This is a genomic window from Flavobacterium sp. GNP011 (assembly GCF_056428925.1).
On record NZ_JBWJVJ010000001.1, the window covers coordinates 305,109 to 329,370 of the forward strand.

General features: G+C 34.9%; 16 protein-coding genes. 7 read left to right on the top strand and 9 right to left on the bottom strand.

Annotated elements, in window-relative coordinates:
• Position 1: 1 nt before the first annotated feature.
• The 3 genes from AC061E_RS01330 to AC061E_RS01340 form a co-directional block, all read right to left on the bottom strand.
• Positions 2-484, bottom strand: a complete 483-nt coding sequence (locus AC061E_RS01330; protein ID WP_478284655.1) for a DoxX family protein — start codon at positions 482-484, stop codon at positions 2-4.
• 75 nt (positions 485-559) lie between these two features.
• On the bottom strand, positions 560-1,225 hold the full coding sequence (locus tag AC061E_RS01335) for a GIN domain-containing protein (RefSeq protein WP_478284656.1): 666 nt from the start codon (positions 1,223-1,225) through the stop codon (positions 560-562).
• A gap of 118 nt (positions 1,226-1,343) precedes the next feature.
• Positions 1,344-2,549: a helix-turn-helix domain-containing protein gene (locus tag AC061E_RS01340; RefSeq protein ID WP_478284657.1), complete on the bottom strand. Its 1,206-nt coding sequence runs from the start codon at positions 2,547-2,549 to the stop codon at positions 1,344-1,346.
• Positions 2,550-2,689: 140 nt separating this feature from the next.
• Between AC061E_RS01340 and dusB the strand changes: the two genes are divergently transcribed.
• Positions 2,690-3,685, top strand: coding sequence for a tRNA dihydrouridine synthase DusB (dusB, locus tag AC061E_RS01345; RefSeq protein WP_144890531.1), 996 nt, complete (start codon positions 2,690-2,692; stop codon positions 3,683-3,685).
• A 198-nt stretch (positions 3,686-3,883) separates the two neighbouring features.
• Here dusB and AC061E_RS01350 read toward each other — a convergent pair whose 3' ends face one another.
• The 3 genes from AC061E_RS01350 to rbfA all read right to left on the bottom strand — a co-directional run bounded on the left by AC061E_RS01350 (position 3,884) and on the right by rbfA (position 7,170).
• A complete protein-coding gene (locus tag AC061E_RS01350; protein WP_478284658.1) occupies positions 3,884-4,936 on the bottom strand; it encodes a glycoside hydrolase family 53 protein in 1,053 nt (350 codons plus the stop codon).
• A gap of 638 nt (positions 4,937-5,574) precedes the next feature.
• Entirely contained in the window at positions 5,575-6,774 is a 1,200-nt protein-coding gene (locus AC061E_RS01355; protein ID WP_478284659.1) for an ABC transporter permease, read from the bottom strand.
• A gap of 3 nt (positions 6,775-6,777) precedes the next feature.
• Positions 6,778-7,170: a 30S ribosome-binding factor RbfA gene (gene rbfA / locus AC061E_RS01360; RefSeq protein WP_086453295.1), complete on the bottom strand. Its 393-nt coding sequence runs from the start codon at positions 7,168-7,170 to the stop codon at positions 6,778-6,780.
• Positions 7,171-7,444: 274 nt separating this feature from the next.
• Here rbfA and AC061E_RS01365 point away from each other — a divergent pair, with 274 nt between their 5' ends.
• The 5 genes from AC061E_RS01365 to AC061E_RS01385 all read left to right on the top strand — a co-directional run bounded on the left by AC061E_RS01365 (position 7,445) and on the right by AC061E_RS01385 (position 17,751).
• Positions 7,445-11,152 carry a UvrD-helicase domain-containing protein gene (locus AC061E_RS01365; protein ID WP_478284862.1) on the top strand — a complete coding sequence of 1,236 codons (3,708 nt, stop codon included), beginning with the start codon at positions 7,445-7,447 and terminating at the stop codon, positions 11,150-11,152.
• 48 nt (positions 11,153-11,200) lie between these two features.
• On the top strand, positions 11,201-12,394 hold the full coding sequence (gene kbl / locus AC061E_RS01370) for a glycine C-acetyltransferase (protein ID WP_478284660.1): 1,194 nt from the start codon (positions 11,201-11,203) through the stop codon (positions 12,392-12,394).
• 110 nt (positions 12,395-12,504) lie between these two features.
• Positions 12,505-13,938 (top strand): OmpA family protein, encoded by a 1,434-nt coding sequence (locus AC061E_RS01375; RefSeq protein WP_478284661.1) that lies wholly within the window; start codon positions 12,505-12,507, stop codon positions 13,936-13,938.
• A 63-nt stretch (positions 13,939-14,001) separates the two neighbouring features.
• Entirely contained in the window at positions 14,002-16,779 is a 2,778-nt protein-coding gene (locus tag AC061E_RS01380; protein WP_478284662.1) for a PD-(D/E)XK nuclease family protein, read from the top strand.
• Between the two features lie 300 nt (positions 16,780-17,079).
• Positions 17,080-17,751, top strand: coding sequence for an ATP-binding cassette domain-containing protein (locus tag AC061E_RS01385; protein WP_478284663.1), 672 nt, complete (start codon positions 17,080-17,082; stop codon positions 17,749-17,751).
• Here the strand turns inward: AC061E_RS01385 and AC061E_RS01390 are convergent.
• From AC061E_RS01390 to AC061E_RS01400, 3 genes are all read right to left on the bottom strand, one after another.
• Positions 17,748-18,530 carry an alpha/beta fold hydrolase gene (locus AC061E_RS01390; protein WP_478284664.1) on the bottom strand — a complete coding sequence of 261 codons (783 nt, stop codon included), beginning with the start codon at positions 18,528-18,530 and terminating at the stop codon, positions 17,748-17,750. The two genes, AC061E_RS01385 and AC061E_RS01390, sit on opposite strands and share 4 nt — an antisense overlap.
• A gap of 210 nt (positions 18,531-18,740) precedes the next feature.
• Positions 18,741-19,541, bottom strand: coding sequence for a TIGR00266 family protein (locus AC061E_RS01395; protein ID WP_144890474.1), 801 nt, complete (start codon positions 19,539-19,541; stop codon positions 18,741-18,743).
• A 330-nt stretch (positions 19,542-19,871) separates the two neighbouring features.
• Positions 19,872-21,164 (bottom strand): aminopeptidase P family protein, encoded by a 1,293-nt coding sequence (locus tag AC061E_RS01400; RefSeq protein WP_478284665.1) that lies wholly within the window; start codon positions 21,162-21,164, stop codon positions 19,872-19,874.
• A gap of 203 nt (positions 21,165-21,367) precedes the next feature.
• Here AC061E_RS01400 and AC061E_RS01405 point away from each other — a divergent pair, with 203 nt between their 5' ends.
• On the top strand, positions 21,368-24,205 hold the full coding sequence (locus tag AC061E_RS01405) for a VPS10 domain-containing protein (RefSeq protein WP_478284666.1): 2,838 nt from the start codon (positions 21,368-21,370) through the stop codon (positions 24,203-24,205).
• Positions 24,206-24,262: the final 57 nt, after the last annotated feature.

Below are 24,262 nucleotides of genomic sequence, written 5' to 3' on the forward strand. Positions count from 1 at the left end.
ATTAAGCTTTGTTTTTAGTTAGTAAATAATCAATTCCAAATCGTCCTGACCCTAGTATTAAAAAGAACATCGCTACCCAAAGAAATCCCATGGCGGCAAGGCAATTCCATAATCCATTTTGTATTTGTTGCATAAATATGGCAACAAGCATGGTGCAAATTACTAAGAAAGAAGCAATACGGGTTTGAAATCCAAACAACAGTAACAATCCGCCAACAGCTTCTGCAAAAGCGCCCATCCAAGCAAAAAAAGCTGGAACAATGGCAAAAATCCCACCATAATTTGCCACATCACCGGGAAACCAAAAAGCGACTTCAAACAATCCTAAATTAGCATCAACAGGTGACCAAGGCATTCCAAATTTATCGGCTCCGAAGTTAAAAGCCAGTAAGTACCCACAAACAATTCGCGGAATAGCAATAAATAGATCTTGTGACCAATGTGGTAACAAAACAGGTTTGGTGATTTTGGTAAGTAGTTTCATAATGTTGTATTTTTTGATTTTATTATTGATATTGAATTTTGCCATTGCCATTGAACTTTGCCATTGCGATTTTCATTAATTAACAATCAGATCTCCATTGCCAGATTTTTTCGAATTAGAATCGAATTGGGCTTTCCCTTTGTTAATGATATCTCCGTTTCCAGTTAATTTTGCAGTAAGTTTTTCAGTCACATTGGCAGTTAGATTTCCGTTTCCAGTACTTTTTAAATCGGCTTTTTTAGCAACTAGATTCTCTGCGTTTACATCGCCATTTCCAACTTTAACAATATCTAAATCGTCAATCGTTCCGCTAATTTTACTTTCGCCATTTCCGGTGTTTTCTAATCTAAAATAGCGACCCAAAACATTTTTCACGGTTAAATTACTATTGCCAACGTTTTTGATGACACTCGCCTCTGGCATCGTGATTTTTATTTTTAAATTGGTGTCTTCAACATACATTTTATTGTTCTGATTTCCTTTAAATTGAATTTTTAGTTCTTTATCCGAACCGTTTTCTGAAAAATTCAAGAGATGTTCCAAATTGTCATCAATAGTGATAGCAATGCTCCAAGGTTTGCCAATCTCAACCTCAATAATTCCGTCTAAATCTTCCAAAGAAAGCTTGTCGAAATTTTTGTAGTCATAATTGTTAGTGATCGTTTTTCCTGATCCTTGTAGTTGTGCGTGTGCAAAAGTTGAAGCGAAGACCAACGTTATTGCCAAGATTAATTTTATCATAATTAGTTTTTTAGTGATTAATAACAGGGCAAAGTTGCGCCATAAATCAGCATCAATCGCTTCAAATTATGATTTGAGACTAACTAAATAATGTTTTAAAGTATTGTAAATATTGAGGTTACAGGTTTTCTATAAATTCTTTTGGTGTTTTTGAGGTATTTTTCTTGAAAGCTCTGTTAAATGTAGCTTTCGAGTTAAAGCCGCAATCGTAAGCAATTCCTAGCAAGGTAGATTTTTTGTGTTCGCCATTTGACAAACGGATTTTAACCGCTTCAATTCTAAAATTATTGATGTAATCATTAAAGTTCATATGAAAACCTTGATTGATCGTTTTAGAAATAACAGAGGCGTTGGTTTCTAATTTTTTTGCCAAATCGGTAAGCGTTAATTCGGGATTTTGATAGAGTTTTTCAGCCTGAATTAAGGTTTCTATTTTAGATTTCCAATGTTCCGTTTCAGGCGAAACAACTGCTTCAACAGTATCATATTGAATGTCAATTCTGGTCTCCAGTTCATTTGCACTGCTATTTTCTAACAAAAGAATGGGGTTTTTGTCAAAAAATGACATCTTAAACGGTATCGTAGCATTTGTAGGATTAGAATATCCCGTAATGGCAATGTAATACATCACAATCGAAAAGAAAAGATAAAACCACCAACTGCCTTGATACGATTTCATTTCTGGAAAAAAGTATTCAACACCATCAAAAACGAGTGGTAAAAGTAACATCACTAAAAAAGCAATCAAATACGTTTGAATCCATTTAAACAAAACCGAATCGGCATAACTCACTACTTGAAACATGAGTCTTTTGTATATATTGTAATATCGGATGCTCAAAATAAAGTACACAATCATAGAGAATAAACCTAGTTTTTGATACCATTCCTCAAAGTCTTTGTCCATTCCGTTTTTATAGAAATAGTAATCGCCCAAAATGAATTGGTCGTAAATCCAAATAGCCATGATGTACATAAGATACAGCAATCCTGGCAGAATATGAAGTGCCTCTTTTTTCGAAAATGTAAATGAGGGATTTAGTAAACTTTGAGTATAAAAAAAGATGATTGGACCTATCCATAAAAGGTGTTGAAAAGGAGTGTAAAATAAAATATCTCGATAGGGTTGATTGTCATACCAGCCTGCAAAACCAAGCATCCACGGTGCAATATAGAGGCTACAAAGAAAAATGAAAAAACTCAACCAATAATTCGATTTATTGTCGGTTTTAATAGCTTTTGCTAGTAACAAAGCGCTGTAAACAATTCCTTGTGTAAACGAAATAAGTAAAACGGAACTGTAAAAGCCAAATTGAAAAAGCATCTTGTAGTTTTCGTAAAAATAATTATTTTTTGTAAACCAATGTCAAAATTTTGCAAGTATGACTTCTTGTGTCTTAATCTCTTGATAGTTCCAAAATTATCGGTCTAATTTTTTTATCTTTGCAAAAAAATAAAAACACCTTGATTAAAATAGGCGACCATATTGTTTTACCGGATTTTCCCTTACTTCTTGCTCCAATGGAAGATGTGAGCGATCCTCCGTTTCGTAGATTGTGCAAAATGCATGGTGCTGATATGATGTATTCTGAATTTATCTCATCAGAAGGTTTGATTCGTGACGCCATCAAAAGCCGAATGAAATTAGATATTTTTGATTACGAACGCCCTGTGGGAATTCAGATTTTTGGTGGAGATGAAGAAGCAATGGCACTTTCGTCAAAAATTGTTTCGACTGTAAATCCAGATCTTATTGATATCAACTTTGGCTGCCCTGTCAAAAAAGTAGTCTGCAAAGGTGCCGGTGCTGGTGTTTTAAAAGATGTCGATTTAATGATTCGGTTGACCAAAGCTGTTATTGATAGCACGCATTTGCCCGTAACCGTAAAAACGCGTTTGGGTTGGGACGATAATTCTATCAATATTGATGAGGTTGCAGAACGTTTGCAAGATATTGGTGTTGCTGCATTGAGTATTCACGCTAGAACACGTGCCCAAATGTACAAAGGTCACTCGGACTGGTCACACATTGCCCGCGTGAAAAACAATCCTAGAATTACGATGCCGATTTTCGGTAATGGCGATATTGATTCTCCAGAGAAAGCATTACAGTATAAAAATGAATACGGCATTGACGGAATCATGATTGGTCGCGCTGCCATTGGTTATCCGTGGATTTTTGACGAAATCAAACATTACTTCAAAACAGGAGAACACCTAGCAAAACCTACCGTTATTGATCGAGTAGAAGCCGTGCGCAATCACCTTACTTGGGCCATGGACTGGAAAGGCGAACGATTGGGAATTGTTGAAACACGACCGCATTACACGAATTATTTCAAAGGAATCCATTCTTTTAAAACCCACAAACAAAAATTAGTTACCCTCGATCGTCCCGAAGAGTTATTTGCAGCTTTAGATGAAATTCAGGATGCTTATGCCGGTTATGAGGTAGTTTAGTTTTAAATCTTATTTTGATTGTAAGACTGTTCTTTACTCATCACAAAATTCAAAGTTTTAAAATGTATATTGAGCCTCAGTTCCTTTGTTATAAATTGGACTCGTAAAAGGCACAATCAACAAATTGTTAATTAAAATTCCCTAAACTAGTTTTTAAAATTTAGTTTAGGGAATTTAAGTGATAAGAAGAATTACTTCTTAATTTAATAAAAACCCATCTAGAGCTATGGTTGGTCTGCCATTACTACCCCATGCGCCTTTGGTATAATTCTGGAAATTATGACATTGAGGTTCCCAGTAAAAAACACCTAATCCTTTGCCTCCTGTTACTGAGCTAGTTTTGTTGAGTATATCTTCAATAAATAATTTACTAGTTTCAGGTGAGCCAACAGACATTCCAATCTCGCAAAGCATAACTAATTTTCCATATCGAGAAACCATGTCGTTCATGTTGCTTAAACATTGATTGTTTAGAGATTGCCAATTTGTTGTTTCTGGATAAAGTGACATACCAATTATATCATAACTGGCAGCATTAGCTTTTAAGCCATCAAACATCCAACGAAATAAGGAATTATCATATCCATTTGATAAATGCACAATTGTTTTTGCATTTGGGAAAACTGATTTTACGCCATTGTGACCACTAGTTACTAATTGAGCAAAATTTTTCATATTTACTGAAGCTTTTCCTTCATTCCATAACATACCGTTATTAGTTTCATTCCCCACTTGAACCCATTCTGGAGTAATTCCTGCTGATTTTATGGCTGTCAATACTGTAACAGTATGATTCCAAACGTCTGTGTATAACTGACTAATGTTGTGAGATGACCATGCGGCTGGCTTAGTTTGATTTCCTGGGTCTGCCCAAGTATCACTATAATGGAAATCAATCATAATTCGCATTCCAGCAGCTTTTGCTCTTTTTGCTTTAGCTATTACATCTGCTTGATTGTTCCATCCGCCAGCTGGATTTACCCATACTCTTAATCTAATGGAGTTCATGCCTTTTCCTTTTAATATAGTAAAAAGATCTTGCTGTGTGCCAGCTGAATTGTAAAACTTGCTGCCTGCTTTTTCCATTTGCGTTAGCCAACTTACATCAGCGCCTTTAGCAAAACCTGAAATTAATTTACTGCTAATTGTTTTTTTAGGCGCTACTGATTCAATAGCGGTGTCGTCTTGTTTGTCACAACTGATTAAAAATAATGAGAAAAGTAAGATACTGCTTTGTATTATTTTTTTCATAAAAAAAGATGTTATAAATTAAAGAATATGTTTTTTTTATCAAAAATAATTACACATTACATATATTAACGGTTTTGCCTACCAGTTTTTAATTACTTAGTTTAATTGTTTTCAAAAAACCATTGAAAAATCTCTTTAAATGTTCATTATAAAAAAAGTTAAAGTATTATAACTCAAAACTGGTAGGTAGTGGTGGTTAATTTTATCATAACAGCAAACAGCACCCGTATTAGGTAGTTGTTATTTTGATAAAATTTTAAATCTAAATAGGGTATAACCTGTTTGTTGAAATAGTTTTATAGTAAAGAATATTAATTATATGTCACTGCGTGGTAAAGATAATTTTACATAATGGCAATATTATAATTGTAGAAAAAAACAGCAATAGTTTTAATATTATTTCTTTAGTTGCTAATTTTTTAAAAAATTTAGTGTTTTGAAAAGAGCGATTTATGTAAGGATTCAGTAATTATTATTACCCTGAATAACCCAATTAGAAGAGATTTTGTAGTCCAAAAAAAGTTTAAGTGACTTCAATTGTAATTTTTATTTTATGCTTATCAGCTTCTTTTTTGAGATAAAAGGTATTGGCTGTTTGTAGTCACAATATGAATGCATTAAATATTCAATTGTGAATTTTAATCTAACAACCGCTTACTCACGCGGCTACTTGCTATCAGTGAAGCAATAAAACCCAGCGATTCAATGGTTCCCATCACTATGAGAACATTTTCAAGAGAGAAAACAACGGGATAGGCTAGTGTAGGAGTAATCATAATCAACTGGAAATATTCTTGCAATAAAACAATAATAATCCCAATAGTTAATCCTATAATTCCACCAAAAACACTCAATAAAGTACCTTGGAGTAAGAATATTTTGCGTAAATCTTTTATTTCTGTACCCAGGTTATAAAGTGTTTTTAAATTCCCTTTTTTGTCCAAAATCATCATGATCAAAGCGCCAATTAAGTTAAAAAGTGCCACCACAATCACTAATGTAAATATTAAATACACAGCAATATTCTCAGTGTTTAGCATTTTATAAAGCGCCTCGTTGAGTTGGGCTCGGTTTTTTACCGTTATTTTATGGCTAAAAATGGAGTTTAATTGGGATGTAATTGCCTTTTCATCGGCTGTTTTAGATACTTTAAATTCTATTCCCGAAACTTGATTGGGTTTATATTCCAGTAATTCTTGGGCTAAACCCAAGTCAGCAAAAACATACTTTGAGTCTAAGTCATCGTTAATATTATAGATGCCTACTGGTATTAAATCGGTTTTATTAAAAGCTTGTTCAGGATTTTCAATGGCGCCTTTTCCTGGTTTTGGAACTAAAACTTCCAATTGATTATTGAAATCCAACAATCCCATGGAGAATTTTTGAGCAATTCCGTAGCCTACAACTACTTGGTACGTATCTGGGCTAAGCCATTGCCCGTTAAAAAGTTTTTTATCAAGGGCATTTACTTTATTAAAATTGTGGTCCACTCCTTTAAGAGTAGCGACTTCTTGCTTTCCATCAAAAGTAAACAAAACCCGCTCTTCAATAATTTTGGAATAAGAAACAATGCCATCTATTTTTTTAATCTGCTTTTCCTGACTTGGTAAAACGAAGAAAGATTTACCCAGAGTGCTGCCTATTTTTAAATCAGGATCTATATCATTTGCAAACGAAAGACTAAATACTTTAAGTCCGCTAAACACTGATAAAACCACAAATAAAGCCATGGCACCAACAATAATTCCCAAACTGGCAATCCGATTGATGATGTTAATAGCGTTGTTTTTGCTATTACTTTTGAGGTAACGTTTGGCTATATAAAGCGGAAAATTCAAAGGTTATTGAAATCTACGTTTGTCTAATAAATCTCTGTTTTCAATAGGATTGTCTCGGTTAGCAAGAGCATTATCTATTTTTTCAATATAATCTAAGGAGTCATCAATAAAGAAAACCAAATTTGGAACTTTTCTCAATTGTAAACGTACACGTTGAGACAAGTCATGCTTTATATTCTTAGAATTTGATTTTACAGCCTCCAATATTTCATTTGCTTTTTCTTGAGGAAATACACTTAAATGCACTGTAGCTACTGATAAATCTGTAGTCACCGTAACCTTGGATACCGAAATGACTAAGTTTGCCAATCCGTTTTTTCTCACTTCACCTTGTAGAATGTCAACCAAATCTTTTTGGATCACCCCACCTATTTTTTTCTGTCTATTTGTTTCCATGCTGCAAAAATACTACTTTTAAGTTTTATCCCGAAGTTTCGGCACAAATTTTAAAAAGTAACCTATTAATACACGTATTTTTAGGAGCTATTTCCTGCTGTTCACTATATCTTTTTATAAGGTGATGAAAAATCACCTCATAAAAAGGATGCCGTTTCCATCAGGGCTAGGGATTTGGGATATTAGATCGCTAATTCTAAATCAGAAATCTTAATTTATAAAAAACAACATCAATTTGGAACCTAAAATAAATCCAGTTTCGGCTCCCTCACCTTTGGGGAGTCCCGACGCTTCGGGAGGGGAGGGAAAACCATCTTTCTCTATATATGATGCTTCTGCAGGTTCTGGAAAAACCTACGCGTTAGTCAAAGAATACCTTAAGATAATTCTTGTTGCAACAAAAAACGATGCCTATCGCAACATTCTGGCCATCACGTTTACCAATAAAGCGGTACACGAAATGAAATCCCGAATCGTAGGTAGTTTATCTGAGTTTGCAAAAGAAGAGCCCAACCAAAAGGCGCTGGACTTAATGCAGGATTTAGCTTCAGATACGCAACTGTCTATTATCCAAATCAAAACCAAATCACAGCAAATCATTAAGCATATTATTCACAATTATGCGGCCTTTGATATTTCTACCATCGATAAATTTACCCACAAAGTGATTCGGGCTTTTGCTCATGACCTGAATCTGCCCATGACTTTTGAAGTCACTTTGGACACTGAAAATTTATTGACAGAAGCTGTTGATGCCATTATTGCTCAAGCCGGAGAAGATGAAACATTAACAAAATTGTTAATTGATTTCACAATGGAAAAAACAGATGATGATAAGTCATGGGATATATCTCGGGAAATTCTTCAAACTGGGAAACTGGTCTTGAATGAAAACAACCGAAATGAAATCACTCATTTTCAAGATAAATCTATCACTGAATTTGTTGAAATTAAAAAAAAATTAGCCGAAACCTGTAAAATTCTTGAAAAAGAAAGCATCGCTTTAGCTGAAGAAGGGTTGTCAATTATTGATAAAAACGGAATCAATCTTAAATCCTTTTCGGCAGGACATTTCCCTAATCATTTAGTTGCAATTAAAGATGGAAAATACAATCCTAAAAATAAAACCTATCATGAATTTGATGATATAAAAATTAATAAAACAGCACAAGACAGAGCCGTAATAGAAAGTATCATTCCTAATTTACTTCAGCTTTTAGATAGTATTTATAAACTGCATGATAAAATAAATTTTTACAAAGCATTCTTAAAAAACATTACACCTTTATCATTATTAAATACAGTAAGTAATGAATTGGCCAAAATACAACAGGAGCAAAATGTCCTTTCAATTGCTGAGTTTAATGCCATCATTCACAGAGAAATTCAAAATCAGCCAGCGCCCTTTATATACGAGAGATTAGGAGAGCGTTACCGACATTTTTTCATAGATGAATTCCAGGATACTTCCGAAATGCAATGGCAAAACCTGATTCCGTTAATTGACAATGCACTTTCAGGTCAGGACGATTACGGTGTAAAAGGAACTTTGATGATAGTAGGAGATCCCAAACAATCTATTTACAGATGGCGTGGTGGAAAAGCTGAGCAGTTTATTGAATTAAGTAAGGATCAAAACCCGTTTAGCAATCCGGATAAAAGACTGGAACATTTAGACAAAAATTATCGTTCCTATTCCCAGATAATTGAGTTTAACAATGATTTTTTTAAGTTAATTTCAAATGAATTTGAGCACCCAGATTACAAAGATTTGTATGAAAACCACAGCTATCAAAAAACGAATGATAAAAAAGGAGGCTATGTAAACATTTCATTTATTCCAAAACCAGAAAAAGGAGAAGAGGAATATGATACGAATCTAGATGAGGAAAGCAAGAGCAAAATAGATTTATACGTTGAAGCCACTTTGAACACCATTCAAAAAACGCTTCAACAAGGTTTTCAATATAAAGATATTGTGGTACTCACTAGAAAACGAAGTCAAGGAATTGCCGTAGCAAATTATTTAACAGAGCAAGGAGTTCCACTTTTGTCATCGGAGACTTTGATGATTCAAAATGCCACCGAAGTACGATTGATTATTCATTTATTAAAATATTTAAAAAACAGCTCTGATTTAGAGTCTAAGGCCAATTTCCTTCAATACATAGCACAAAACAGTCAAGATAAGTATCCTGTTCATGATTTTATTGCACAAGGAATGGCTTTGCATAAAGAAACTGATTTTGAAACTTGGTTACTCGGCTTTGATGTTTCGCTTTCGTTTCAAAACATTCGAAAAAAGTCATTGTATGAAGCGGTAGAAACTATAATAAGTAAATTCCTCTTCCCATCCCTCTCCAAAGGAAAGGGTGACGAAGCGGCTAATGGTTTGGATAAAAATATTATAGCTGAATCAAATAAGTTAGGATACATGACCGGCGGAAATTATGCTCATCTTTTAAATGAAAAAGCAAAAGAAAAGAGAAAAGAACCAACGCCTGCTGAGAAAGTTCTTTGGATGGAGCTTAAATCTAAGTCACTAGATGATCATAAATTTAGGCAGCAACACTTAATAGATGATTTTATTGTTGATTTTGTTTGCTTGTCAAAAAAACTAGTTATTGAAGTAGATGGAGAGTATCATTTTACCGATGAACAAGCTGAGCTAGATAGTAATAGAACCAATACGCTCAATAATTTAGGATATAAAGTTATCCGATTTACTAATGAGCAAGTGTTAAAAAACATATCAGAGGTTTTAAAAGAAATCAAAAAGGAGCTAATGGTTCAGGAAAATTTTCTAGATATTATTGCTCCAGTTTCATCTCCCTCTCTTTCGGGGAGTCCCGGCGCTTCGGGAGGGGAGGGGAATGCTTATGTTCAATATTTCTTAGACATTGTTCTGGAACGTGATATTCGCAATCAAGCAGGAATTTCAGATTTTTTGAATTTTTGGGATAAAAATGCAGAGAAATTCAGTATTCCTTCACCTGAGGGAACCAATGCCGTTCGAATAATGACCATTCATAAATCAAAAGGCTTGGAGTTTCCAGTTGTTATTTTTCCTTTTGCCGAGGAAGATTACAATAGAAAACCAAAAGACAAACTCTGGTTGAATGCTGAGGAGGAGGATATTGGTTTGCCAAAAGTTTTAATTGACAATAGTAGTGCAGTGGAGGGATTTGGAGAAGCGGCGGCGGCGGTATACCATCAAAAGAAACAGGAAGAATTGCTAGATAATATTAATGTTTTGTATGTGGCTTTAACTCGTGCAGAGGAACAGCTCTATGTGATTTCAAATATGAATCTATCTAGTAAAGGCGAAATTCCAAAGAATAATATGTGTAGCTTTTTTATTAATTATTTAGATCATAAAATTGGTTTTGATGAGCAAAAATTAGAATATGAATTGGGTGAACCAGTAAAGTTGTCCTTGGTAAAGCAATATGTTGATACTTCAAAAACAATTCCTGTTGTTTCAGAAATTTTGAATCCAAAGAATATTAAAATTGCTCAACGCGAATCTATAATGTGGGGAACGCAACAACAAGAGGCCATTGAGTATGGTAATTTAATCCATGAAATTTTATCCTTTGTTAAAACAAAAAAGGATGTTTCTATAGCCATTACAAAAGCATTAGAAAATGGTTTAATATCATTTTTACAACAAGAAACGGTTTTAGCAACCATTCAAGAAATTGTGAACCATCCGGAATTAGAAATTTGTTTTTCAGAGGGGAATGAGGTTTTAAATGAGCAAACCATCATTCAAAAAGAAGGAAAATCTATAAAGCCAGACCGTATGGTGATCACTCCAAATAAAGAGGTGCAATTGTTAGACTATAAAACAGGTACTCCCAATATAAAGTACCAACAACAATTAGAAGATTATCAATCGGCAATAGAGTTGATGGGTTATAAAGTGACAAAAAAAGCACTTATTTATATCGGAAAAGAAATCGAAGTAGTAAATTTGTAACTCAAAAATGAATAATTCGCAAAAAATAGAACTTTTAATAATTAGTTTATGTACGGAAAAATAAAAGAACATCTTCAAGCAGAATTGCAAACCATAGAAGATAACGGGATTTTTAAGAAAGAAAGAATAATTACCTCACCACAAGGTGCCGAAATTAAAATAGCAACCGGAGAAACGGTACTTAATTTTTGTGCAAACAATTATCTAGGATTGTCATCTCATCCAGAAGTAGTTCAGGCTGCAAAAGATGCGCTTGATACACATGGTTTTGGGATGTCATCTGTTCGTTTTATATGTGGTACACAAGACATACATAAAACATTAGAGAGAAAAATATCTGAGTTTTACGGTTTAGAGGATACAATCTTATATGCAGCTGCATTTGATGCTAATGGTGGTGTTTTTGAGCCATTATTGGGTGAGCATGATGCCATAATTTCGGATAGTTTAAATCACGCCTCTATTATAGATGGTGTGCGTTTGTGTAAGGCAGCTCGTTACCGTTACGAAAACTCCAATATGGAGGATTTAGAACAGCAACTGATAAAAGCTACTGAGGCAGGAACTCGTTTCAAGTTAATTGTAACTGATGGTGTTTTCTCTATGGATGGATTAGTGGCGCCATTAGATAAAATTTGTGATTTAGCGGATAAGTATGATGCTATGGTTATGGTAGATGAGTGCCATGCAGCAGGTTTTATTGGGGCAACCGGAAAAGGTACGCTCGAGGCAAAAGGTGTAATGGGAAGGGTAGATATTGTTACAGGAACTCTAGGGAAAGCCCTAGGTGGAGCTATGGGCGGATACACTACAGCCAAAAAAGAAATTATTGAAATCTTGCGTCAACGTTCAAGACCATACTTGTTTTCTAATTCACTAGCGCCATCAATTGTAGGTGCTTCAATAAAGGTTTTTGAACTATTAGAGAAAGATACCACTTTACGTGATAAACTAGAATGGAATACAAATTATTTCAAAAACGGGATGAAAAAAGCTGGTTTTGACATTATAGATGGTGATTCTGCAATTGTACCAGTGATGCTTTACGATGCAAAATTGTCACAAACAATGGCTGATGAATTGCTGAAAAAGGGCATATATGTAATTGGATTCTTCTTTCCTGTGGTTCCAAAAGATAAAGCAAGAATTAGAGTGCAACTCTCTGCAGCACATACACAAGCACATTTAGACAAGGCAATTCAAGCATTTGTTGAAGTGGGTACAATGCTTAATATTATATAATTCCCACATTGAGCACGTAAATCGAATTTTTTTAACATTTCGTTTTGTAGTTTAAAATTTACGTGCTACTTTTGTTTATAATTAACTAAATGTAATTAAAAAATTTAAGTATGAAACATCTTAACAAAATTTTTGTTGCTGCGATGATGGTGGTGGGATTTACATCTCAAGCACAAGATAGCAACAATCCTATTGCAATATCTTTCGGGGTAAATGCAATAGATACTAAAACTAGTGCAGGAGGAGGAAAAGGATGGGCTGATCGTCATTTCTCTCAACCATTTGCTGTAAAAGACAACTGGAATATTTTACCATCAGTATCGTACCTAAGTGTATCGAAATATGTTGGGGATAATTTCTCTGTTGGTCTTGCAGGATCTGTGAATAAAATTGATAAATACGTAAACTTTGATCCAAAAGCTACGGGAAGAGATTCTCGTGGATATGTTGTAAACAATCCTGGAGACTTAATGTATTATGGAATTGATGCTACCATTAAATATAGCTTCATGAACATGATCAAATCAAAAATTATTGACCCATCTCTTTCTGTAGGTGGTGGATACACTTTCTTAGGAGATAGTAGTTACGGTACTTTAAATCCTGGTGCAGGTTTAACATTCTGGTTCACTGAGAATGTGGGTGTTGAATTAGCAACAAGATACAAAAGATCTTTTGGAGATAGACAAGATGCTAATGGTACTCCAGATGCTCCATCTCACTTCCAACACTCTGCTGGTATCATCTTCAAATTTGGAGCTAAAGATACTGATGGAGACGGAATCTATGATAAAGAAGATGCTTGTCCAGATGTTGCTGGTTTAAAGCAATTCAACGGATGTCCTGATACTGATGGAGACGGAATCCAAGATAGCGCTGACTCTTGTCCAGATGTAGCAGGTTTACCAGCCTTAAATGGTTGTCCAGATGCAGATGGAGATGGTATAGCTGATAAAGATGATGCATGTCCTAATGAAGCTGGTCCAGTTTCATTAAAAGGATGTCCTGATACTGATGGAGACGGATTAGCTGATAAAAATGACAAATGTCCTACTGTAGCAGGTCCTAAAGATAACGCAGGTTGTCCTTGGCCAGATACTGACGGCGACGGTGTATTAGACAAAGATGACAAATGTCCTTCTGTAAAAGGTACAGTTGCTAACCAAGGTTGTCCTGAAGTTTCTGAAGAAGTGATGAAAACAATAAATAACTACGGTAAAGTAATCTTATTTGATTCTGCTAAATCTACTTTCCAACAAGGTACTTACACTGTATTACAATCTATTACTTCAATCTTGAAAGAGTATCCTAATTCTAATTTCCAAATTGAAGGTCACACTGATAGCGATGGAAGTAATGAATTAAATCAATCTTTATCTGAAAACAGAGCAGCAGCTGTTAAAAACTATTTAGTTGAAAACGGTATCTCTGCTGATAGATTAAAATCTACTGGTTTTGGTGAAACTAAACCAATTGCACCAAACAAAACTGCAAAAGGAAAAGCTGAAAACAGAAGAGTTGAGATTTCTTTGATCAAAGAATAATTTCCTCAAAATATTTATAGAAAACGCCTCGATTTATCGGGGCGTTTTTTTTATTTTTATAAAATGACAAATATTACCTTTTTAGATAAAATAGCTACAGTTTTAATAGAAAAATATGCAACTCGTTTTTCGGATACCATTGTTGTACTGCCTAATAAACGAGCTAAAATATTTCTTATTGAAGCTCTAAAACGTCAGGTGACTACAAATGTTTTCTCTCCAGAAATTATCAGTATCGAGGATTTTATTCAAGACATTGCAAGTATTCGTACTATTGATCCTATTGAGTTATTATTTGAATTTTATGAAGTATACTTGTCTGTTACTGATAAAACTAACCAACAGACATTTGAGTTATTTGCCAACTGGGCCAAAACCTTATTGCAAGATTTTAATGAAATTGATCGGTATTTATTAGATCCAACACATGTATTGTCCTATTTGAAAGATATTGAAGACATCAAAAAATGGGGAATTGAGGTGGAAAACAAAACGACTTTATTAGAAAAATATATTGATTTCTGGAAGTTATTACCTCATTATTACAAATCGCTATATGCACATTTATTGACTAAAGGGATTGGTTATCAAGGATTAATTTATAGAGAAGCAGTACTTAATTTAATTCATTTTTCGGAAAGTGTTCAAAATAAAAAATATCTTTTTGCGGGGTTTAATGCATTAAATGCTGCCGAAGAAAAAATAATTCAACACCTCATTGCAAGTGAACAAGCTGAAATTTTTTGGGATGTAGATCAAACTTTTCTCAACGATCCGTATCATGATGCAGGACTTTTTGTGAGAAGGTTTAAGGAAAACTGGAAACATTATAAGGTAAACCCTTTTGAATGGATAGTTGATGATTTTTCGCAAACCAAAAATATAAAGGTTATTGGCACACCCAAAACAATAGGTCAAGCTAAAATTGCAGGAAGTATAATAGAAAATGTAATCATTGAATCAATAACATCTCAGGCTGCTGGTAAACTTGATAAAGTAGCTGTAGTACTTGGAGATGAGAATCTTTTAGTTCCACTGTTATATTCGTTACCATCAAGTGTTGGCGCTTTGAACATCACCATGGGTTATTCCAGCAAGAATAATCCAGCTCAAATATTGATAAGTAAATTATTTAAAATGCATACCAATGCACTTTCAAGAAATGCTAAAAGCTACGTCTTATATTATAAAGATGTTTTGGATATTTTGACACATCCTTTAGTAGAACCGTATGCAAATACAAGTGCGCTCATAAAAATTATCAATCAAAATAATTATACGTTTATCACGCATCATAAATTGATGGAGTTGCAAGTTGAGCCTAGTGAATTGTTTCTGTTATTATTTCAAAAATGGGAAAACGGATCGATTCCTGTTTTAGAAACAATTTCTAAATTATTGCAAATCATTAAAGAGAATTTAAGCAACGATAATGAGGAAGAAAAAATCGCGAAGGCCTTTGTTTTTGCTATTTTTAAAGTGATCAATAAACTAATTAACTACTACTCTAAACACGAACATATTGATAAAATAGAAACGCTATATTCTATTTATAAGCAGGTTATTGATCTTGCCGAAGTGTCCTTTGAGGGAGAGCCATTAAATGGTTTGCAGATTATGGGAGTTCTTGAAAGTAGGGTTTTGGATTTTGATACAGTCATTGTCACCTCTATGAATGAAGGTAAATTCCCTGCCGGCAAATCTCAAAATTCCTTTATTCCTTATGATGTGAAAAGAGAGTTAGGTTTGCCAACTTTCAAGGAGAAAGACGCCATTTATACCTATCATTTTTATCATTTGCTACAGCGTGCCAAGACTATTTATTTGCTCTATAATACAGATAATGAGGGATTAGATGCTGGTGAAAAGAGTCGATTTATTACGCAATTGGAAGTAGAAAAGCAAAACAATCACACGATTACTCATGAAATTTACAATGCAGTTTTACCCGATACGGCGTACCAACCTATTGTAATTCCTAAATCAGAAAGTGTGATGGTACGATTGAAAGAAATTGCAGAAAAAGGATTTTCACCCTCTGCTTTAACTAGTTATATTCGGAATCCGATACAGTTTTATTTCCAAAAGATTTTACGCATCAGTGAAGTGGAAGAGGTAGAGGAAAATATTGCTTTGAATACCTTGGGAACCATTATTCATGAGACTTTGCGTGTTTTATATGAACCATTTATTGATAAATTTATTTCAGAAAGTGATATTTTAAATTGTTTTAAGCAAATAGACGATGAGGTTCTAAAGCAATTTAAAGTAGTATACAAGGAAGGCGAAATCAAAAAAGGACGTAATTTATTAGCCTTTGAAGTAGCCAAACGTAATGTTTCTAATTTCTTGAAAGTAGAATTAGAAAGTATCAAAAATGGTGATGCCATTAAAATTATTGCTTTGGAACAAACTTTTGAGCGCATTTTACAGCATCCGAATTTGCCTTTTCCAGTATTGATAAAAGGAAATGTAGACCGAATTGAAGAGCGCAATGGAAACATCCGAATTATAGATTATAAAACGGGGAAAGTTGATAAAGCCAATGTGACTTTGAAATCCTGGAACGGACTTATTGAAGATATAAAAAGTGATAAAATAATTCAAGTGCTTGCCTATGCGTACATGTATGAAACCGAAGCAAAAGGAAAACCGATTGAAGCTGGAATTATCTCTTTCAAAAATTTAAAGGCTGGTTTCTTACCTTTTAATTTTAAAATCGATAAAGAGGTGCAAACTACTATTTCGACTGAAATTCTGAATAATTATCTGGAGCAATTGGTTATACTATTAAGTGAAATTTTGGATATGGAAACGCCTTTCAAAGAAAAAATAATTTAATTCATATACTATCAAAAAACTATACAACAGTTTTGAATTTTACAAAAGTACTTTAGCTATAAATATTGCTGTAAGTGCTGTCGCGGCTGTGTTTGGAGGTTTTGAAACCTTTAAATATGTTCTTTTGTTTTTCGGTTTTTTCATTAGTCTTTTGATTAAAGAGGTGAATGCTAAAAACGAATACTTGTTTTATTACAACAACGGTATTTCAAAAATTCAGTTGATTGTTTATGGCTTCCTCATTAATTTTTTCTTTTCGATGATCTTCATTCTTGTTGTGAATCTTATATTGAATTTCCTATGACAACAAGTATTTTAGAAGTAGATAGCGTGCAAAAACAATACGAAGGAAAAATTATTCTTTCGGATGTGTATTTGAAATGTGAAACGGGTACTGTTCTCGGGATTTTGGGTCGAAATGGTTCCGGTAAATCTACGTTGCTTAAAATAATTTTTGGGATAGAATCAGTTGATTTTAAATTTGTTCGGGTTGGTGGAAAAGTGCTGTCAAAAACAAGTGAGCTGTTAAAAGAAATCAGCTATTTACCTCAGGATTCTTTTATTCCAAATTCTTTTTCTATTCATAAAACCATTCAATTGTGCATTGCCAAAGCGAAGGTAAAAGATTTTTGTGCAGATGCCATGATACAGTCTATGTTGGGTAAAAAAATCAAACATTTATCTGGTGGGGAATTGCGGTATCTAGAAATTAAATTAATCTTGAACAATGATTCAAAATTTGTACTGCTAGATGAGCCTTATAACGGTTTGTCGCCCATCATGATTGAAAACATAAATGCGTTAATCACAACAATGTCTGCTGTAAAAGGCATTTTGATTACCGAGCATAATTATGAAAATGTGATTCAAATTTCGACCAAACTGGCATTAATGAAAGATGGGAAAATGCATCATTTAAAAGATAAAAACGAACTCGTCGATAAAGGGTATTTAAAATCTGGTATGCTCTAAATACTTTTAAAAAAAGACAATAGAACAGCTAATAATTCGTCTTGATTTTCTAGGTGACTCATGTGTCCATCAGGAAAAGTGATAAGTTGCACTGCGGTGTTTTCTATTTGTTCCTTGGTTTCCTCATAATTCAAAACAGGATCTTTTTCTCCTAAAATTAAAAGTTTCGGAAAAGGCGTAAGGTGCAGCAATACTTCTCGATCTTGTCTTATTTTCATGCCCTCCAGAGATGCAACAATACCTTGCAATGGCGTTTTTAACGCTTCTTTTTTAACGTTTTCGATCGTGGTAGCCAGTCGTTCTCTATTGTTTTCACTAAATAAATTAGCAATCGAAAGCGAGATGAAATTCACAAAAGATTGTTTCACGGTTTTAATGGCGCGATCCCGATTTTTTTTGCGCTCTTCACTGTCGGCTCTTGCGGTTGAGTTGAGTAAAACTAATCCTTTTATGGTATCTGGATACAATTCGGCGAAAGCCAAAGCCACGTAACCTCCCATAGAATGCCCTACAAAAATAGCTTTGCGAATGCGCAATTCTGATAAAACAGCATGAACCACATCGGCATTATCCTCCATGGTGTGCACATATCCCAAACATTCTGTGGAACCATGACCTAATAAATCAATGCTAATAACACGATTTTTTTGCGCCAATTCTGGGACATAAAAATCCCACATGCTTTTGTTTTCTAGAAAACCGTGTAGTAAAACAATGGCAGTTCCTTTTCCAGTATCGGTATAGGAAATGGTGGTGTTTTTAAAGAGGATTTGTTTCAATTTTGTAATGTTTGTGCAAAGCTAAAGCTTTAATTTTTTTCAAAACATATAAGCCATTTAAGTTTTAGATTTTTTTGGATGAATATTGGTGATAGCCGGAATAAAAAAATAAACATATAAGTCATGTAAGCTAATTTGTTCATTTCATTACAGTACTTAAATGACTTATATGTTTACAAAAAAGCTCCCATTTCTGAGAGCTTGTGAGTTTTAAAATCTGTTGTCACCGTCTATTAATCGGCCTAAACCGCCTAGTAAACTACCTTCGTCACGGCTGCTTCCGCCTGCCCTTGGTGCCGATGCAATGATTCTATCGGCAAGGCGACTGAAAGGTAAGGACTGAATATAAACTGTTCCTGGACCGCGGAGTGTGGCATAAAATAAACCTTCGCCACCAAAAAGAGAATTTTTGATTCCGCCGACAAACTCGATGTCATAATCTACATCTTTTGTAAATCCTACAATACAACCGGTATCTACTTTTAGTACTTCGCCTGCGGCTAATTCTTTTTTGGCTAATGTTCCTCCGGTGTGTACAAAGGCCAGTCCGTCACCTTCAATTTTTTGCATGATGAAACCTTCTCCACCAAATAAACCAGTTCCTAGTTTTTTAGAGAATTCAATTCCTACTGATACGCCTTTGGCTGCGCACAGGAAAGAATCTTTTTGGCAAATGAATTTACCTCCAAATTGCGTCAGATCAATTGGGATGATTTTTCCAGGATAAGGAGAGGCAAATGAAACTTTACTTTTGGTATTGTTCTGGTTGATGAATGCGGTCATAAAAAGACTTTCTCCAGTAAGTACTCGTTTTCCGGCGCTTAAAAGTTTGCCAAACAATCCGTTTTCTTGTCCAGAACCGTCTCCAAAAATGGTTTGCATTTGGATGTTGTTGTCCATCATCATAAAACTTCCGGCTTCGGCAACAACTACTTCTTGAGGATCTAGTTCGATCTCTACGTATTGCATTTCTTCGCCGTAAATGTGGTAATCAATTTCGTGTGCTTGCATGATTTTTATGTTTTTTAGTTTTTTTTTTCTAGTTAATATTTTAATTGTTGCTGATAACGGTTTTAAGAATAAGTCTTTGACTGTTTTGTAACGTTACAACTTTAGAATTGTTTTAACATTTTGTGGTTTTGGAAATAGAGCGAACTTTTTAGCCCTGATGGCAGTGGCATCTCCCGCTTATAAAAAACAAGGCTTTTCGGCCGTAGTTTTTTAAGCGGGAATAGAACGGACAGCAGGACAGGTTGTGGTTTTGAAAATTAGATATACTGCTCCCCAAAAAAAAGCAGCCTAGATTGCGCTAGACTGCTTGTTATGGATGGGAAAGAGGTGTTATGCGTTCATGAGGTCTTCGATTTCTTCGACTTCGATAGGAATGTTGCGCATCATGTTGAAAGGTTCGCCATTTTCTTGAACGATGATGTTGTCCTCAAGACGAATTCCGAAACCTTCGGCAGGAATGTAAATTCCGGGCTCGACGGTAAAGACCATGTTGGCTTGCATTGGCTCGGTCAAAATACCATAATCGTGTGTGTCTAGCCCCATGTGGTGCGAGGTACCGTGCATGAAATATTTTTTGTAAGCGGGCCAATCAGGGTTTTCATTTTGCACATCGGCTTTGTCAATAAGTCCTAAACCTAGTAATTCTGAGGTCATTATTTTCCCTACTTCGATGTGGTATTGTTTCCAAAGTGTGCCAGTGGTTAACATTTTGGTGGCTTCGTTTTTTACACGCAATACAGCGTTGTAAACCTCTTTCTGACGAGAAGAATAGCGACCAGAAACGGGAATGGTACGCGTCATGTCACTAGAATAATTGGCATATTCAGCAGCTACATCAAGCAAAATCAAATCGCCTGCTTTGCATTTTTGGTTGTTTTCAATATAGTGCAAAACATTGGCATTGTTACCCGATGCGATTATAGGCGTGTACGCAAAACCACGAGAGCGGTTGCGGATGAATTCGTGAATCAATTCGGCTTCGATTTCGTATTCGGTAACGTTTGGTTTTACAAAAGGCAATAATCTTCTAAAACCAAGTTCAGTGATGTTGCAGGCTTTTTGGATCAAATCTAATTCTTCGGTTTCTTTTACAGAACGAAGGCGTTGCAGGATAGGGTTGCTTTTGGCAACGGCATGTGCAGGATATTTTTCTTTCCACCATTTTACAAAGCGGGCTTCACGGGTTTCGGTTTCTACCGTGGCGCGATAATGCTCGTTGGTGTTGATGTAAATGGTTTCGGCGTGCGTCATCATTTCGAATAACACTTTTTCAAAATCTTGTAACCAATACACGGTTTTGATTCCGGTAACTTCGTAAGCGCGTTCTTTGGTTAGTTTTTCGCCTTCCCAAATGGCAATGTGCTCGCTAGTTTCTTTCAAGAAAACCATTTCGCGTTGGTGCTCATAAGGTGCGTCAGGGAATAAAAGTAAAATACTTTCTTCTTGGTCAACACCACTCAAATAAAAGATGTCTCGGTGTTGTGCAAAAGGCAACGTACTATCAGCCGATACAGGGTAAATATCATTCGAATTAAAAACAGCGACACTTTTTGGCTTCATTTGCGCCATGAATTTAGCTCTGTTTTTTATAAATAAATTGCGGTCAATTTGATGGTATTTCATGAGTTGAGTTTTGTTTTTTATGGGTGTAAAATGTAATTGGAATGGCTTATTTATCTCTTTAATATAAAACAATTAGATGCTAATCCATATTTTTTATTGATTATTCAAAAATAGTAACTTTGAGAGAAACAGGTGTTAATTAGAGTATAAAATTTTTTGGTCCGTTGATTTATCCTTAAATTTCGGCATCAAAATCCAACTCTATGAAAAAAGGAATACTCTTAGCTGCCTTTATTGCGCAAACCGTTGCCTCTGCACAAGTCTCTCCTGAGGCAGTTCAAAATAGTTTAGTATCCAAAAAACAACTGCAAGAACAATCGCTTTTTAAAAACCTAAGTTTACAAAATGTGGGTCCAACGGTTATGAGCGGACGTGTAGTTGATGTAGATGTAAATCCTGAAAATCCTACCGAATTTTATGTAGGGTATGCATCAGGAGGTTTGTGGTATAGCAATAATAACGGAATGAGTTTTTTACCTGTAATGGATAATGCGCCAACGCAAAACGTAGGTGATATTGCTATTGACTGGAAAAATGGAACGATTTGGATAGGAACGGGAGAGGTTAATTCTTCGCGCTCTTCCTATGCTGGAATTGGGATTTTAAAATCAACGGATAAAGGAAAGACTTGGCAAAATATGGGTTTGCATGACACGCACCATATTAGTAGAATTTTGATAAATCCAGTAAATCCTGATGAAATTGTAGTAGGTGCGGTGGGACATTTGTATACTAAAAATGAAGAACGAGGTATTTATAAAACCACAGATGGCGGAAAAACATGGAGCAAATCCCTTTTTGTAAACAACGAAACAGGAATTATTGATGTGGCTGTATCGCCAAAAAATTTCAAAGTACAATATGCTGCTGCATGGACTAAAGACAGAAAAGCTTGGGATTTTAAAGGTAACGGATCGGCATCAGGAATTTACAAAAGTGAAGATGCCGGAGCAACTTGGAAATTGTATTCTACAGCTGAAAGTGGTTTTCCTACAGGCGAAGGTGTGGGTAGAATTGGTTTAGCAGTTTATGATGATGCTACAGTTTATGCCGTTCTGGACAACCAATTTAAAAGACCTTTAGACACTAAAAAAAGCAATTCATTACCTGCAGCCTTTGCTGTTCCTGGAGATGAGTTTCTTAAAATACCCAACAAAAGTTTAAACTCTATTCTGAAAAACTATGGTTTAACCGAAAAATACAGAGCTGAGAATATCAAACATTGGGTGCAAAATGGGTATTTGCAACCAAGTGAAGCCGGAAAATTAGTTTTAGCATCCATTAATAGTTTGGCTGAAGCCGAGGTTATTGGTGCCGAAGTGTATAAATCTACCAACGGGGGAACAAGTTGGACAAAAACACACCAAAACTTCATTGACGATTTATTTTATTCTTATGGATATTACTTTGCAGCTATTTCGGTAGATCCGAGTAACGCAAATAAAATTTACTTATCGGGAGTACCGGTAATTAAATCAGATGATGGTGGGAAAACGTTTACTAGCATTAGCGAAGAAAATGTCCATGCAGATCACCATGTAGTATGGGTGAATCCTAATAAATCTGGGCATTTAATAAATGGTAATGATGGTGGTTTGAACATTTCTTATGATGATGGAGCGCACTGGTTCAAAGGCAATTCGCATAGTGTGAGTCAGTTTTATGCTGTGAATGTTGATGAGCAAGAGCCGTATAATATTTATGGAGGTATGCAGGACAATGGGGTTTGGGTTGGACCAAGCAATTATCAATTCTCTTCAGAGTGGTTACAAACAGGAAAATATCCTTATGAAAATTTAATGGGTGGTGATGGAATGCAAATTCAAATTGACAAACGTAATCCTAATATTGTTTTTACAGGATTTCAGTTTGGAAATTATTACCGAATAGATCGTGCCAATAACAAAAGAGAGTATATTTCTCCAAAGCCAAAGAAGGATGAGAAGCCATTCCGTTTTAATTGGCAAACGCCTATTCTGCTTTCCTCACACAATCAAGATATCTTGTACATGGGTTCGAACTTTTTGCACAGATCTATGAATCAAGGACAAACTTGGACTGCAATTTCACCAGATTTGACCCAAGGTCTTAAGGAAGGTAATGTTGCCTTTGGTACACTCGCTACAATTAGTGAGAGTACTTTGCAATTTGGTTTGCTATACACCGGTAGTGATGACGGACTAATTCAGGTGACGAAAGACGGAGGTGTGAGCTGGAACAAAATTTCAGAAACTTTGCCACAAAACCGTTGGGTAACTAGAGTAGTTGCATCGGCACATAAAAAAGAACGCGTTTATGCAGCCTTAAACGGATATCGCAATGATGATTTTACAACTTATGTATACGCATCCGATGATTACGGACAAACTTGGACTAGTATAGCTAGTAATATTCCAGCAAGTTCAGTGAATGTAATTGCAGAAGATCCAAACAATGAGAATGTACTCTATTTAGGGACTGATAATGGACTGTATGTTTCATTAAACAGAGGGAAGACTTGGGAAGATTTCTCCAATGGAATGCCTAATGTTGCGGTACACGATTTAGTCATTCAAAAGAAAGCTAAAGATTTAATAGTAGGAACTCATGGACGCTCTATTTACAAAGTTAATTTGGATCAAGTCCAAAATATTAATGAGAAAGTTTTAGCTTCTACTATTCATGTTTTTGAATTAAAAAAGATAAAAAAATCAAGAGAATGGGGTAATAGTTGGAGTGCTTGGGCTAAACCAACAGATCCTAAAGCTGAGATTTGGTTTTACTCTAATGAAGATGCCGAAGTGGTGTTGCAAATTGAAAACAGTAATAAAGAAGTCCTTTTTTCTCAAAAAATAATGGCAAAAAAAGGATTAAACAAGCAAGTTTATGATTTGTCTGTTCCAAAAGAAATTGTTGAAAAAGCTTTGTCTAAAGATAAGAAATTGAAATGGGAAGCAGCTAAAAACGGAAAGTATTACTTACCCGTTTCTGTAAGTAAAGTTAATATTCAAAAAGCGAAAGAGAAAGTAGTGGCTGATCTAGAAATTTTTGAATCGAAATAAATATCATTTCTCAAAAAATAAAAAACACGATTCCGTAAGAAATCGTGTTTTTTTTAT

Coding starts and splice junctions, on each gene's coding strand:
- AC061E_RS01330 (WP_478284655.1), bottom strand. CDS start 484: ATGAAACTACTTACCAAAATCACCAAACCTGTTTTGTTACCACATTGG.
- AC061E_RS01335 (WP_478284656.1), bottom strand. CDS start 1,225: ATGATAAAATTAATCTTGGCAATAACGTTGGTCTTCGCTTCAACTTTT.
- AC061E_RS01340 (WP_478284657.1), bottom strand. CDS start 2,549: ATGCTTTTTCAATTTGGCTTTTACAGTTCCGTTTTACTTATTTCGTTT.
- AC061E_RS01350 (WP_478284658.1), bottom strand. CDS start 4,936: ATGAAAAAAATAATACAAAGCAGTATCTTACTTTTCTCATTATTTTTA.
- rbfA (WP_086453295.1), bottom strand. CDS start 7,170: ATGGAAACAAATAGACAGAAAAAAATAGGTGGGGTGATCCAAAAAGAT.
- kbl (WP_478284660.1), top strand. CDS start 11,201: ATGTACGGAAAAATAAAAGAACATCTTCAAGCAGAATTGCAAACCATA.
- AC061E_RS01375 (WP_478284661.1), top strand. CDS start 12,505: ATGAAACATCTTAACAAAATTTTTGTTGCTGCGATGATGGTGGTGGGA.
- AC061E_RS01380 (WP_478284662.1), top strand. CDS start 14,002: ATGACAAATATTACCTTTTTAGATAAAATAGCTACAGTTTTAATAGAA.
- AC061E_RS01385 (WP_478284663.1), top strand. CDS start 17,080: ATGACAACAAGTATTTTAGAAGTAGATAGCGTGCAAAAACAATACGAA.
- AC061E_RS01395 (WP_144890474.1), bottom strand. CDS start 19,541: ATGCAAGCACACGAAATTGATTACCACATTTACGGCGAAGAAATGCAA.
- AC061E_RS01400 (WP_478284665.1), bottom strand. CDS start 21,164: ATGAAATACCATCAAATTGACCGCAATTTATTTATAAAAAACAGAGCT.
- AC061E_RS01405 (WP_478284666.1), top strand. CDS start 21,368: ATGAAAAAAGGAATACTCTTAGCTGCCTTTATTGCGCAAACCGTTGCC.